4 protein-coding genes are annotated in these 15144 nt (G+C 74.7%); all 4 read left to right on the top strand.

What is annotated here, in order from left to right:
- Positions 1-4 precede the first annotated feature (4 nt).
- Genes B0I32_RS12535 through B0I32_RS12520 form a run of 4 tightly spaced genes read left to right on the top strand, consistent with a single transcriptional unit; the run spans position 5 to position 15123 of the window.
- Complete coding sequence (locus tag B0I32_RS12535; protein WP_106238022.1) at positions 5-3160, top strand: non-ribosomal peptide synthetase; 3156 nt, start codon at positions 5-7, stop codon at positions 3158-3160.
- Positions 3157-9723 (top strand): non-ribosomal peptide synthetase, encoded by a 6567-nt coding sequence (locus tag B0I32_RS12530; RefSeq protein ID WP_106238020.1) that lies wholly within the window; start codon positions 3157-3159, stop codon positions 9721-9723. The genes B0I32_RS12535 and B0I32_RS12530 overlap by 4 nt, the downstream gene beginning before the upstream one ends.
- The gene (locus B0I32_RS12525) at positions 9720-13847 is read left to right on the top strand and encodes a non-ribosomal peptide synthetase (protein WP_106238017.1); all 4128 of its coding nucleotides are present in this window, start codon (positions 9720-9722) and stop codon (positions 13845-13847) included. The genes B0I32_RS12530 and B0I32_RS12525 overlap by 4 nt, the downstream gene beginning before the upstream one ends.
- Positions 13825-15123, top strand: a complete 1299-nt coding sequence (locus B0I32_RS12520; protein WP_106238014.1) for an MFS transporter — start codon at positions 13825-13827, stop codon at positions 15121-15123. Before B0I32_RS12525 ends, B0I32_RS12520 begins: the two co-directional genes overlap by 23 nt.
- The last annotated feature ends 21 nt before the right edge of the window (positions 15124-15144 follow it).

Genomic DNA, 15144 nt, shown 5'->3' with positions numbered 1-15144 from the left:
GTAGGTGACCGGCACGTACGTCTTTCCCGCCTCGTTCGCCCAGGAACGGCTGTGGTTCCTGGCCCGGCTGGACCCCGGCGCGCCCGCGTACCACGTCAACGCCGTGCTGGACCTGCCAGACAGCGGTGACGAGAGCGGTGACGGGGGCCGGTGCGAGCGGATGCTGGGCGAGCTGGTCCGGCGGCACGAGACGCTGCGCACCGCCCTGACGATCGAGGACGGGCGGCTCGTCCAGGTCGTCCAGGTCGAGCTGCCGGTCACCCTGCCTGTGACGGATCTGCGCGCGCTGCCCCCGGAGCGGGCCGAGCGGGAGTTCCGGGAGCTGGCCCTGGCGACGGCGAGGCAGCCGTTCGCGCTGGACCAGGCCCCGCTGTGGCGGGCGCACCTGGTGCGGATGCCTGGTGGGGAGAAGGGCCGGGCGGTGCAGCGGCTGGTGTTCGTGGTGCACCACGCCGTGTTCGACGCCCGCTCGGGCGTCAACCTCGCCGAGGAGCTGCGGGAGCTGAACGCGGCGCTCGACGAGGGCCGCCCGCCGCGGCTGCCCGACCTGCCCGTCCAGTACGCCGACTACGCCGCCTGGCAGCGCGAGCACCTGGCCGGCGGGGTGCTCGCCGCCCAGCTCGGCCACTGGCGGGAGCGGCTGGCCGGCCTGCCGCCCGACCTCGGGCTGCCCACCGACCGGCCCAGACCGGCCGTGCGCGGACATGCGGGGACCGAGCATCATCTCGCGCTGCCGGCCGCCCTGGTCGACGAGCTGGAAACGCTGGGCAGGCGGCACGGCGCGACGCTGTTCATGGTGCTGTTAGCCGGGCTGAAGGCGCTGCTGTCCCGGTACGCGGGCCGCGAGGACGTGGCGGTGGGCACGCCGGTGGCCGGGCGCGACCTGCCCGAGTTCGAGCCGCTGCTGGGCGTGTTCATCAACACCCTGGTGCTCCGTACGGACCTGGGCGGCGACCCCGCGTTCACCGAGCTGCTGGAACGGGTGCGGGAGAGCGTGCTCGACGCGCTCGACCACGCCGAGGTGCCCTTCGACCGGCTGGTCGAGGCGCTCCAGCCGGTCCGCGACACCAGCCGCACACCGCTCTTCCAGGTGGGGTTCAACCTGCTGCCGATGGCGTCGCGCGGGCAGTTCCCGAACGGCACCGCCCAGCTCGACCTGAACGTGGACGTCGTCAGGACGGGCGACGGCGCCGGCGTCTACCTGGAGTACAGCACCGACCTGTTCGACGCCGGCACGATCGCCCGCCTGGCCGGCGCGTACCGGCTGATCCTGGAGGCCGTCGCGGCGGAGCCGGGCATCCGGCTGTCGGAGCTGCCGCTGATGACCTCCGAGCGGCGGCGTGAGCTGCTGACCGGCTGGAACGACACCGCCGCCCCCTACCCGGAGCGGACGCTGCACGAGCTCGTCGCCGAGCAGGCGGCGCGCACTCCCGACGCGGTGGCGGTGCGCGCGCAGGACGGCGCGGAGCTCACGTACGCCGAGCTCGACGCCCGTACGGCGGCGCTGGCCGTGCGGCTGGCGGCCAGGGGTGTGGGGACGGAGTCGTGCGTGGCGCTGTGCCTGCCGCGCGGCGTGCACCAGATCGTCGCGCTGCTCGGGGTGCTCAGGGCGGGCGGCTGTTATCTGCCGCTGGACGTGGCCTATCCGGCGGAGCGGCTGGCCTATCTGCTGGCCGACTCGGGGGCGGAGCTGCTGCTCACGGAGTCGTCCTGCCTCGATCGGCTGCCGGAAACGCGTCCCGCTGAGCTGCTGCTGGACGCGCCTGTTTCCGACGTGCCCGTGGCCGACGCGCCCGTTTCCGGCATACGCGGTGAACCGGGGCCGCCGCCGCTGGTCACGCCCGACAATCTGGCGTACCTCATCTACACCTCCGGCTCCACCGGCCGCCCCAAGGGGGTGCAGGTGCCGCATCGCGGGGTGGTCAACCTGGTCACCGACGTGATCCGGCGGCTGGGCGGCGGCAGTGCGCTGTTCATGACCTCGCTCTCGTTCGACATCGCGGCGCTGGAGATCTTCACGCCGCTGCTGTCCGGCGGCACCCTGGTGATCGCTCCCGAGGACGCCGCCCGTACGCCGAAGGAGATCCGGCGGGCCGCGGAGGACGCGGACCTGGTCCAGCTCACCCCGTCCGTGGCGGGCGTGGCGCTGGAGCACCTGCCCGCCGGGCTGCCGCGCGCCATCCTCGGCGGCGAGCCGCTGCCCCTCGACCTCGCCGCCCGCATGCTCATGGTCACCGACGAGCTGTGGAACTTCTACGGGCCCACCGAGACGACGATCTGGTCGACCGCGTACCGGGTGCCGGGCTCCCCCGCCACGATGCGCATCGGCCGGCCGGTGGCGAACACGACGGTGTACGTGGTGGACGGCGGTCTGCGTCCGGTGCCGGTGGGCGTGCCGGGCGAGTTGCTGATCGGCGGGGACGGGGTCACCCGCGGCTATCACGGCCGGGCCGCGCTGACGGCGGAGCGGTTCGTCCCCGACCCGTTCGGGCCACCCGGTGGACGTCTCTACCGCACCGGCGACCTGGCCCGCTGGCATCCCGACGGCACCCTCGAATGCCTGGGCCGGCTGGACGACCAGGTGAAGGTGCGCGGCGTGCGGATCGAGCCGGACGAGGTCGCCGCCGTGCTCGGTGAGCACCCGTCCGTGCGAAGGGCGGTCGTGACCGTACGCGACGACGCGCCGGGCGGGCGCGGCCTGGTCGCGTACACCCTGGGCGACGCGGAGGAGGCCGCCCTGCGCGCCCATCTGCGTGCCCGGCTGCCGGAGGCGATGATCCCCGCCGCGTTCGTCACCGTCACGGACCTTCCCGTCCTGCCCAGCGGCAAGCTCGACCGCGCCGCCCTGCCGCCGCCGCGCGCCGGTGACCGGGCTGCCGCCTTCGTGCCGCCGCGCACCCCGATGGAGGAGACCCTGGCCGGCATCTGGACCGAGCTGCTCGGCCGGGAGCGCGTCGGGGTGAACGACGACTTCTTCGCCCTCGGCGGCCACTCGCTGCTGGTGGTCCGCCTGATCGGCCGGATCGACGACGAGTTCGGCGTCGAGTTGCCGCTGCGGCGCTGCTTCGACGCCACGACCGTCGAAGAGCAGGCGCTGGCGGTGCTCGAAGAGGGACTGACCGATGCCGACCTGCTGGACCTGCTGGAGGAGGAGCGGTGAGCGACCCGAACGGGGTACGCGCGCGACTGGCCGGGCTCAGCCCGGAACGACGCGCCGCGCTGGAGGCCCGCCTCACGCGCACCCGGGCCGCGCGGAGGACCGAACCCGAACCCGGGCCTCTCCCCGGGAACCGGGCCGGGGACGGCGGGGCGCTGTCCGACGCGCAGCGCCGCCTGTGGGTGGTCGACCAGCTCGATCCGGGCAATCCCGCCTACACCCTGTCGTGGGCGTACCGGATCGAGGGCGACCTGGACGCCGGCGCGCTGGCCGCCGCGTTCGACGCGCTCGTGGAGCGGCATCCGATCCTCGGGTACGTGATCGAGACCCGCGACGGCGAGCCCCGCCAGGCTCCCGGCCGGGTGCGTCCCGCGCTGCGGATCGAGACGATGACCGCCGGCGAGGCCGACGCCGCCGCCCGCGAGGAGGCCCGCTACGCCTTCGACCTGACCACCGGCCCCCTGACCAGGGCCCGCCTGATCCGGGTGACGCCCGGGACCGGCGAACAGCGCGACACGGGAGTGGTGACCGAACCGGTCGAGAACCGCCGGCCGCACGAGGCCGCCGAACACCGCCTGATCCTGACTTTGCACCACATCCTGGCCGACCGGTGGTCGGTGGCGATCCTGTTCAGCGACCTCTTCCGGCTCTACGCCGGCGAGCCGCCGCCCGACCGGCCGGTGGCGTACGCCGACTACGTGGCCTGGCAGCAGGCGGGCCCGTCACCCGAGCGCGACCTGGACTACTGGCGCAAGGCCCTCGACGGCCTGCCCGACACGCTCGACCTGCCCGCCGACCGGCCGCGCCCGCCCATGCAGTCGAACCGGGGCCACCGCCTGCTGTTCGAGCTGGACGGCGCTCTCGCCTTCGGGCTGCGCGACCTGGCCGCCGGCCTGCGCGCCACCCCCTTCATGGTGCTGGCCGGCGCGCTCCAGGCGCTGCTCGCCCGCTACACCGGCCAGGACGACATCCCGATCGGCACGCCGATGTCGGCCCGCCCGCACCCGTCGCTGGACCAGACCGTCGGCCTGTTCCTCAACACCGTGGTGCTGCGCGGCGACCTGTCCGGCGATCCGTCCTTCACCGAGCTGGTACGGCGCACCAGGGAGCGGGCGCTGGCCGCGTTCGACCACGCGGGGCTGCCGTTCGAGACGCTGGTGGAGGAGTTGTCCAGCGGCCGGGACCTGTCCCGCAACCCGCTCTTCCAGGTCATGCTCGCCTACCAGAACACCCCCGGCCTGCCCGCCGACCTGCCCGGCCTGCGCCTGGAACGCCTGGACGTGCGCCCCGGCACCGCCATGTTCGACCTGGACCTCATCGTCGAGGAGCGCGCGGACGGGTCGCTGCTGTGCGTGCTGGACCACGCCACCGACCTGTTCGACGACGACCGGGTGCACCGGCTGGCCGCGCACCTGCGCACGCTGCTGGAAGCGGCCGTCGCCGACCCGGGGCTGCGGCTGTCGGAGCTGCCGCTCATGGACCCGGCCGAGCTGCGCGACACCCTGCACGCCCGCAACGACACCGCGCTGCCGTACCCGGCCCGCGGCATTCACCACCTGGTCGCCGAGCAGGCCGCCCGCTCGCCCGGCGTGATCGCCGTCGAGGGTCAGGACGGGACGTCGCTGACGTACGCCGCGCTGGAGTCACGCGCGGACGACCTGGCCGCCGGGCTCCGCGCCCTCGGGGTCGGCGCGGAGAGCAGGGTCGCCGTCTGCGTGCCCCGGCAGCCGGACCTGATCGCGGCGCTGCTGGCCGTGCTGAAGGCCGGCGGCTGCTACGTCCCCCTGGACCCGGACTACCCGGCCGAGCGGCTGAGGCAGATCATCGCCGACTCCGGCGCCACCGTGGTCGTCACCGTGGGCTCCCTCAAGGACCGGCTGCCCGCGGACGCCCGCCTCTTCCTGCTCGACGACCCCATGACCGCCGCCGGCCCCGTCCCTGAGCCCGCCTTCGACCAGGGCCAGGCCGCCTACCTGATCTACACCTCCGGCTCCACCGGCCGGGCCAAGGGCGTGGTGGTGCCGCACCGTGGCCTGGTCAGCCTGCTCTGCGACGTAAGCCAACGCCCGGGGCTGGCAGCCGGCGCGCGGTCGCTGTTCCTGACGTCGGTGTCGTTCGACATCGCGATGATCGAGATCTTCGGGCCGCTCGTCACCGGCGGCACGGTCGTCCTCGCCTCCGCCTCCGCCGTCGAACGCGTGCACGACCTCATCAGGAGCGGTGACCTGCACACCGTCCAGGCCACCCCCTCCGTGCTCGAAGGGCTGCTGCCCGCGCTGACGCACCGGGTGCCGCGCGTGATCAGCACGGGCGAGGCGCTGCCCGGCCCGCTCGCCGCCCGCCTGCTCGCCGTCACCGACGAGCTCTGGGACCTGTACGGACCCACGGAGACCACCGTGTGGTCCACCAGGCGGCACGTCACCGACGGCCGGGGCGGCTCGATCGGCCGGCCTGTCGCCAACACGGCGGTCTACGTGGTGGACGGCGACCTGCGTCCGGTGCCGGTGGGCGTTCCCGGCGAGCTGCTGATCGGCGGGGCCGGCGTCACCCGCGGCTACCACGGCCGGGCCGCCCTGACCGCCGAACGCTTCGTCCCCGACCCGTTCGGGCCGCCGGGCGGACGCCTCTACCGCACCGGCGACCTGGCCCGGTGGCATCCCGACGGCACCCTCGAATACCTCGGCCGCCTCGACCACCAGGTGAAGGTGCGCGGCGTGCGGATCGAGCCGGACGAGGTCGCCGCCGTGCTCGGCGAGCACCCGTCCGTTGAGCGGGCGGTCGTGACCGTACGCGACGACGCACCCGGCGGGCGCGGCCTGGTCGCGTACACCATCGGCACCGCCCAGGAGAGCGACCTGCGCGCCCACCTGCGCGCCCGGCTGCCGGAGGCGATGATCCCCGCCGCCTTCGTCACCGTCACCGACCTGCCCGTCCTGCCCAGCGGCAAGCTCGACCGCGCCGCCCTGCCACCGCCACGCGCCACCGCCGGAGCGTCCGTGCCGGTGCCGCCACGCACCCCGGCCGAGCGTGTTCTGCACGGTGTCTGGGCCGAGCTGCTCGAACGGGACGACTTCGGGGTCGAGGACGACTTCTTCGCCCTCGGCGGCCACTCCCTGCTGGCCATGCGGCTGGTGGTCAGGCTCAGGGAGACGTACGGGGCCGAGGTGACCCTGCGCCGCTGCTTCACCACCCCGACCGTCGCGGGCCTCGCCCCCCTCCTGCCCAGTGCCGCCGCGCGGCCCATCCCGCCCCTGCCGGACGGGCCGGCGCGGCCCTCGCACGCCCAGGCTCGGCTGTGGTTCCTCGACCAGCTCGACCCCGGCAACCCGGCGTACAACGTGGCCTGGGCGGAACGGCTGACCGGGCCGCTCGACGTGACCGCGCTGAGCGCCGCGTTCGACGACCTGGTGGACCGGCACGAGGCCCTGCGCCTGGTCATCGTCACCGACGACGGCGAGCCCGCCCTCCAGGAGGGCCCCCGCCGACCACGGCTGACCGTGCGGGCGGACGCGGACTCCGCGGCGCCGGCCGGGGCGAATCTCGCGGCGGACACGGAACCGGCCCGCGCGGACCCGGCAACGGCCGTGGGGTCGGCAGAGGCTCGGCACCGGTTCGATCTGGCGGGCGGGCCGCTGGTCAGGGCCGTTCTGGTGCGGCGCGGCGACGCCGAGCACGACCTGTACCTCACGCTGCACCACGTCGTCACCGACCGGTGGAGCCTGTCGATCCTGCTGCGCGACCTCATGGAGCTCTACCGGGCCCGGGTCACCGGCGCCCCGGCCGCGCTGCCCCCGCTCGCCACCGGGTACCGGGACTTCGCCGCCTGGCACCGGGCCCGGGTGTCCGGGCGGACGGACGACCTGGCGTACTGGAAGGACGCCCTCGCCGGCCTGCCTCCCGCCCTGGACCTGCCCGCGGACCGGCACCGGCAGGGGCCGGCGACCATGGAGGGGCGGCGGCTGACGTTCCCGATCGACGCCGCGACCGTGACGGCGGTGCGGGCGCTCGCCCGGGAACGGCAGGTGACGCCGTTCATGGTGCTGCTGGCGGCGTTCCAGGCGGTGCTGGCGCGGTACACGGACGGCACCGACATCCCCGTCGGCACCCCGGTGTCCGGCCGGGCCCACCCCGACGTGGAGGAGATGGCCGGGCTCTTCCTCAACACGCTCGTCCTGCGCGGCGACCTGTCCGGCGAGCCGTCCTTCGCCGAGCTGCTGGCCCGTACCCGTGAGCGCGTCCTGGACGGGCACGACCACGCCGAGCTGCCGTTCGAGGTGCTGGTGCAGGAGCTGGCCGAGGAGCGCGACCTGGCCCGCAACCCGCTGTTCCAGGTGATGCTCGCCTACCAGAACGTGCCGCCGTCCCCGCCGGAGGTGGCCGGGATCGCGCTGCGCACCCTCGACATCGACCCGGGGGTGACGCAGGCGGACCTGCACCTGGTGATCGAGGAGTCCGGCGACACGCTCACGGGGGTGCTGCACTACGCGAAGGACCTGTTCGAGCACGACCGGATGGAGCGCTTCGCCGACCACTTCCGCTCGCTGCTGGCGGCCGCGGCGGCCGAGCCGGACCGGCCTGTGGCCGACCTGCCGCTGCTCACCCCGGCCGAGCTGGACGTCATCCTGCGGGCCAACGACACGACCGTGCCGGTCCCCGCCGCCACGTTGCCCGCGCTGGTGGCCGAGCAGATCGCCCGTACGCCGGACGCGCCCGCACTGGGGTACGAGGCCGCGGACGGGAGCCGGGCCTGGCTCACCTACGCGGAGTTCGGCGCCCGGGTGAACCGCCTGGCCAGACGGCTGCGCACGCTCGGGGCCGGGCCCGGCGAGGTCGTGGGGGTGTGCCTGGAACGGGGCGCCGACCTGGTCATCGCCGTGCACGCCGTCGTCGCCACGGGCGCGGCCTACCTGCCCCTGGAACCCGACAACCCGGCCGAGCGCCTGGCAGGCATGATGACCGACGCCGGCGCCCGCCTGGCCGTCTCGACCGACCCTTTCGCCGCCCGCCTGCCCGGCCCGACGACGGTGCTGCTCGATCGCGACGCCGCGGCCGTGGCCGCTGAGGATGACGCGCCGCTCCGGGTCGAGCCGCATCCCGGCGCGCTCGCGTACGTGATCTTCACCTCCGGCTCGACCGGCCGGCCCAAGGGGGTCGGCGTCTCGCACCGGGCGATCGTGAACCGGCTGCGCTGGATGCAGGACGCCTTCCGGCTGACCGGGGACGACCGGGTGCTGCACAAGACGCCGTTCTCGTTCGACGTGTCGGTGTGGGAGCTGTTCTGGCCGCTGATGACCGGGGCCGGGCAGGTCGTGGCCCGGCACGGCGGGCACGCCGACCCCGCCTACCTGGCCGACCTGCTGGAGCGCGAGTCGGTCACCACCGTGCACTTCGTCCCGTCCATGCTGGACGCCTTCCTGGCCGAGCCCGGCCTGGGCGAACGGCTGGGCGCGCTCCGCACCGTGGTGTGCTCGGGGGAGGCGCTCGGCGCGGAACCGGCCGCCCGGTTCGCCGCCGCCCTGCCAGGGGCGGGCCTGCACAACCTGTACGGGCCGACCGAGGCGGCGGTGGACGTGTCCTGGCACGCGTGCCGGCCCGGCGAGGCCGCGATCCCGATCGGCCGGCCGGTCGCGAACACCCGCCTGGAGATCCTCGACGGCCGGATGAACCGCGTCCCCGTCGGCGTGCCCGGCGACCTGTGGATCGGCGGCGTGCAGCTCGCCCACGGGTACGCGTCCCGTCCCGCGCTGACGGCCGAGCGTTTCGTCCCCGACCCCTACGGTCCTCCTGGCGGGCGGCTGTACGACACCGGCGACCTGGCCCGGTGGCGGCCGGACGGCGAGATCGAGTACCTGGGCCGCTCCGACCACCAGGTCAAGATCCGCGGCATGCGGGTGGAGCCGGGCGAGGTGGAGGCGGCCCTGGCGGCGCTGCCCGGCGTCCGCGCCGCGGCCGTCCGCGCCATCGAGGACGGCGCCGGCCTCCGCCTGGCCGGCTACGTGGTCCCGTCCGGCCCCGAAGCAGCCGATCCCGAAGCGGCCGATCCCTTGCCGGCCATTGATGCGGCGACCGACGCTCCGGCGGCCGGCGCGGACGTGACGGGAGCGTGGGAGCGGAGGTTGCGGGACACGCTCCCCGAGCACCTGATCCCCAGCACCCTGACCGTGCTCCCCGAGCTGCCCCTCAACCGCAGCGGCAAGCTCGACCGGAACGCCCTGCCCGACCCGCGCGCCCGCGCGACCACCGGGCACGCCGAGCCGGAAGGGGCGGCCGAGCTGGCCGTCGCCGCCGCCTGGCGCGGGGTGCTGGGGCTGGAGCGGGTGTCGGCGCACGACAACTTCTTCGCCGCCGGCGGCGACTCCATCCGGAGCCTCAAGGTGGTCTCCCGCCTGCGCGAGGCCGGTTACGCGGTACGGCTGGAGCAGCTCTTCCGCCACCAGACGGTCAGGGAACTGGCCGAGCGGCTGCTGCCGGCCCCGGCGGCCGAACCACCCGAGGCGCCACCGACGCCGTTCGGCCTGCTCAATCCCGACGATCTGGCACGACTGCTGGAAGGCGAGGCCCAATGACCGTGACGACGGGAGCCGCACGTGGCCTGGAGGACGCCTATCCTCTGGCCGCGCTGCAGGCCGGGATGCTCTACCACAGCGCGTACGAGCCGGACGCGGCCACCTACCACGACCTGACCACGATCACCCTGCGCGGCATGTTCGACGCGGGGGCGTTCGAGGCGGCGCTGGCCGAGGTGACCGCCCGGCATCCCGTGCTGCGTACCTCGATCGATCTGACCGGGTTCAGCGAGCCGCTGCAGCTCGTGCACCGCTCGGCGACGCTGCCCTTGGAGGTGACGGACCTGGCGGGCTTCTCGGGCGACCCAGAAGAGGCCGGGCGCCGGCTCGCGGAGTGGTCGGAGGCGGAGAAGCGGCGGCCGTTCGACTGGGCGTCGCCGCCGCTGGCCCGCGCGCACGTGCACGTGCTGCCGGGTGAGCTGTTCGCGTTCAGCCTGAGCTTCCACCACGCGATCCTCGACGGGTGGAGCGTGGCGGCCCTGGTCACCGAGCTGTTACAGCGCTACCACGGCCACCTCACCGGCGAACCGGTGCCGCTCACCCGCCCGGGCGCGGCCTTCCGCGAGCTGGTCGCGGCGGAACGCGCCGCGGTGGCCGCGCCGGAGACGCGTGACTTCTGGCAGGCCAGGATGGCCGGCGCGCCCGGCACCCGGCTGCCCCGCCTGCCGGGGCCGCACGGCGAGCCGGGGGCGGAGGTGCTGCGGCTGCCGCTGCCGGCGGAGCTGCTGGAACGGCTCGGCGGGGCGGCCAGAGGGCTGGCGGTGCCGCTGCGGACCCTGCTGCTGGCCGCCCACCTGCGCGTGCTCGCCCTGGTCACCGGCGAGAGCGAGGTGATGACCGGCCTGGTCACGCACAGCAGGCCGGAGAGCGAGGCCGGCGAGGAGGTGCTCGGCCTGTTCCTGAACACCGTGCCGCTGCGCCTGGACGTGACCGCCCCCACCTGGGCGGAGCTGGTGCGCGAGGTGTTCGAGGCGGAGGTGGCGCTGCTGCCGCACCGGCGGTATCCGCTGTTCGAGATCCAGCGGGCCGCGGGCCGCTCGCCGCTGCTGGACGTGCTGTTCGACTTCCGCGACTTCCACGTCTACCGGGGCCTGCCCGGCGTCGAGATCGTCGATCAGGACTTCTTCGAGCAGACCGACGTGCCGTTCGCCGCCGCGTTCGGCCGCTCGCGCGAGCACGGCGGCTTCGACCTGACGCTCACGTACGACCGGGCCCAGTTCGACGCCGGCCAGGTCGCGCGGTTCGGGGAGCTGTATCTCGTCGCGCTGCACCAGGCCGCCGACCCCGGTGACGATCCGCGGTCCGAGGGCCCGTACCTGGAGCGCGACGCCGCCGCGATCGACGGCTGGAACGCCACCGCCAGGACCTACCCGGACGCGGCCCTGCACGAGCTGATCGCCGCGCAGGCCGCGCGCACCCCCGCCGCGCCCGCCGTCTGCTACGACGGGACCTGGCTCAGCTACCGCGAGCTGACCGAGCGGGCCGGGGCCGTCACCGCGCGGCTGACGGCGGCCGGCACCCGGCCGGGCGACGTGGTCGGGGTCTGTCTCGAACGCGGCCCCGACCTGCTGCCCGCCCTGCTCGGGGTGCTCGGGGCCGGGGCCGCCTACCTGCCTCTTGAGCCGGGGCTGCCGACGGAGCGGCTGGCGTACATGATCGAGGACGCGCGGGCGCGCACGGTGCTGACCGGCGCGGCGAGCACGACGGTCCTCCCTGCCGGCGTCGCCCTCCCCCTCACCGGCCCCGAACCGGACCCCGCCGCCCTCCCTCGCACCGGCCCCGAACCGGACCCCGCCGCCCTCCCTCGCACCGGCCCCGCAGCGGGTCCCGTCGCCGCCACCGGCCTCGCCCTGGAGCCCGCCGCCGACTCCCCCGACGTCCCCGGCTCGCCGGCGCGGGTGCATCCCGACTCGCCGGCGTACGTGATCTTCACCTCCGGTTCCACCGGCCGTCCCAAGGGGGTCGGCGTGTCGCATCGGGCGATCGTGAACCGGCTGCTGTGGATGCAGGAGGCGTTCGGGCTCGCCCCGGACGAGCGGGTGCTGCACAAGACGCCGCTGTCGTTCGACGTGTCGGTGTGGGAGCTGTTCTGGCCGCTGATCACCGGTGCCGGGCTGGTCGTCGCCGAGCCGGACGCGCACCGCGACGGCGCCCGCCTGGCCGCCCTGGCCGCCGCCCACGACGTCACCACCATGCACTTCGTCCCGTCCATGCTGGAGCTCTTCCTCGACGAGCCGGACCTGCCGGCGCTGCGCCGCGTCATCTGCTCGGGCGAGGCGCTGGGCGCCGAGCTGGCCGCCCGCTGCCACGACCGCCTTCCGCACACCGAGCTGCACAACCTGTACGGCCCGACCGAGGCGGCCGTGGACGTCACCTGGCACCCTTACGAGCCGGGCGAGCCCTCCGTGCCCATCGGCCGGCCCGTGGCCAACACCCGCCTGGAGGTCCTGGACGCCGGCGGCCGGCGGGTCCCCGTCGGCACCCCGGGCGAACTCTGCCTGGGCGGCGTCCAGCTGGCCCGCGGTTACGTCAGCCGGCCCGGGCTCACCGCCGAGCGGTTCGTGCCCGACCCGTACGGCCCGCCCGGCGCCCGGCTCTACCGCACCGGCGACCTGGCCCGCTGGCTCCCGACCGGCGAAATCCAGTACCTCGGCAGGACCGACTTCCAGGTCAAGATCCGCGGCCAGCGGGTCGAGCTGGGCGAGATCGAGGCCCTGCTGACCGCCGAAGCCTCCGTGCGCGCCGCCGTCGTCGTGCTGCGCGGCGAACGCCTCGTCGCCTACGTCGTCCCCGAGAACGGCAGCGCGAACGGCAGCGAGAACGACGCCGCCGGCGGAAGCGACGCGCCGCATACCGACTCCGGCGGAAGCGACGCGCCGAACACCGACGCCGCCGGCCCCGCCGCCCCGGCAGGGCGGCTGCCCGATCTGGCCGCGGCGCTGCGCACACGGTTGCCCGAGTACATGATCCCCGCCGCCTGGGTGCCGCTGGACGCGTTGCCCGTCACCGCCAACGGCAAGCTCGACCGGGCCGCCCTGCCCGACCCCGGCGACGCCGGCCGCGCGCCGTACCTGCCGCCGCGCGACCCGTTCGAGGCCAGGCTGGCCACCCTGTGGGAGGAGACGCTCGGCGTGGACGCCATCGGCGTGCACGACGACTTCTTCGCCCTCGGCGGCCACTCCCTGCTGGCCCTGCGTCTCACCATGCGGCTGCGCAAGGAGCTCGGCCGCGACGTGCCGCTGTCGTCGGTGCTGACCGCCCCGACCGTCGCCGGGCTCGCCGCCGAGCTGCGCCGCCCGCAGGACAACGACGGCGCGCCGCGCCGGATCGTGCCGCTGCGGCCGACCGGCGACCGCGATCCCGTCTTCCTGTTCCACGCGCTCGGCGGCCAGGTCTTCCGCTATCTGCCGCTGACCCGCCACCTCGGCCCCGACCAGCCCGTGTACGCCGTCCAGGCGGCCGGCCTGGCCCCCGGCGAGCGGCCGCACGCCACGCTGGCGGAGATGGTGGACGACTACACCGCCCACCTGCTCGAAGTCCGCCCGCACGGCCCGTACGTGCTGGGCGGTTACTGCATCGGCGGCAACATCGCACTGGAGACCGCCCGCCGGCTGCGTGAGCTGGGCGAGGAGGTGCCGCTCGTCGTCCTGTTCTACTCCGACGCGAACGAGCCGGTGCTGCGCGCCTCGCTGGAGGACGACGCCGTGCTGCTCACCCACGCCCTGGCCGGCGGCAAGGTCCAGGTGAACCTGGACGACCTGCACCGGATGAGCCCGGACGAGCGGTTGCTGGCCGTGATCGACGCCGCGGCCCGGGCCGACACGCTGCAGCCCGACACCGCCGACCTGCGTCAGGCCCGCCGCTTCGTGGACGTGTTCCGCGCCAACGCGCACGCCGTCGGCCACTACCGGCACGACCCGTACGACGGCGACGTCCTGCTGTACTCGCCCGCCGCCGAGGGCGTCCCGCCCGACGACATGGGCTGGCGGGACGTCGTCACCGGCCGCCTGCGCATCTCGCCCATCCACGGCGAGCGTTTCACCGTCATGTACGAACCCCGGGTCGCCCTCGCGGCCGCCGAACTGAGGAGCAGCATCGACCATGGCCTCACCTCCGACGACTGAGCCCCCCACGCCCGGCCCCGCCGCGGCGGAGCCGCCCACGCTGTGGAAGAACCGCGACTTCCTCAAGCTGTGGAGCGGCGAGAGCCTGTCGCTGGTCGGCTCCCAGGTGACCGTGCTCGCCATGCCGATCGTCGCCTACCTGTGGCTGAACGCCTCGGTCGCGGAGATGGGCGTGCTCGGCGCGCTGTCCAGGCTGCCGATGGTGCTGTTCTTCGTGGTGGGCGTCTGGGTGGACCGGATGCGCCGCCGGCCCGTGCTCATCTGGAGCGACGTCATCCGGGCGTTCATGCTGGCCACGGTGCCGCTGCTGTTCGTGATGGACCTGCTGACGCTGTGGTGGCTGTACGCGGTCGTGTTCGTGATGGGCGTCGCCGGGGTGCTGTTCGAGATCGCCTACCGGTCGTACCTGCCGGCGCTGGTGGCCCCCGAGCACCTCGGTGACGGCAACAGCAAGCTGCAGCTCAGCGACTCGGTCTCCAAGGCGGTCGGGCCGAGCCTGGCCGGGTTCCTGATCGCGACCCGCTCGGCGCCGCTGGTCATCCTGGTGGACGCGGTCAGCTACGTGCTGTCGGCGGCGTTCCTGATCTCCATCCGCAAGCGGGAGGACCCGCCGCCGCCCGACAGCGGCGGCAGCATGATCGGCGCCATCCGGGCGGGCTTCGGCTGGGTGATGTCCCACCCGGTCGTGCGCCCGCTGGCCATCGCCAGCGCCGTCTACTCCTTCTTCGACATCGGCATCCTGCAGACCCTCTACATCCCGTACGTGATCGACGGCGCCGGCGTGCCGGCCGGCTGGGTCGGGGGCGTGCTCGCGGTCGGCGGGGTCGGCGCCGTGGCCGGCGCGTGGCTGTCGGTGCGGCTGATGAAGGGGGTGGGTCCCGGGCCCACCATGTTCTGGTCCACGGTGATCGGCAACAGCGCGCTCATCCTGGTGCCGCTGGCCGGGGGGCCGCTCTGGCTGGCGATCGGCGTGCTGGCCTTCTCGCAGCTGCTGGTCGGGCTGTGCACGCAGGTGTTCGTGGTGAACAACATCACCGTGCTGCAGTCGGCGACACCGCGTGAGCTGGTCGGCCGGGTCATCGCCACCATCTGGGCGATGGGGCTGGTGCCCGCGCCGATCGGCGCGCTGGTGGCCGGGCTGATCGGCGAGGCGGTCGGCATGTGGCCGGTGGTCCTCACCGCGGCGGTGATCGGCGCGGTGGTGCCGATGATCGTGCTGGCGCTGTCGCCGATCCCCCGGATGCGCGAGATGCCCCAGGCCCCGGCCACCACCTGAGCGGCCCTGGCGGGTCAGCGG

It is taken from the genome of Nonomuraea fuscirosea (assembly GCF_003001935.1).
In the GTDB taxonomy this organism is placed as follows: domain Bacteria; phylum Actinomycetota; class Actinomycetes; order Streptosporangiales; family Streptosporangiaceae; genus Nonomuraea; species Nonomuraea fuscirosea.
This window is presented reverse-complemented; position numbering and strand designations above follow the sequence as displayed.

Bases quoted from the DNA above. Each gene is read 5' to 3' on its own strand.
- B0I32_RS12525 (WP_106238017.1), top strand. From the start codon at position 9,720: ATGACCGTGACGACGGGAGCCGCACGTGGCCTGGAGGACGCCTATCCT.
- B0I32_RS12520 (WP_106238014.1), top strand. From the start codon at position 13,825: ATGGCCTCACCTCCGACGACTGAGCCCCCCACGCCCGGCCCCGCCGCG.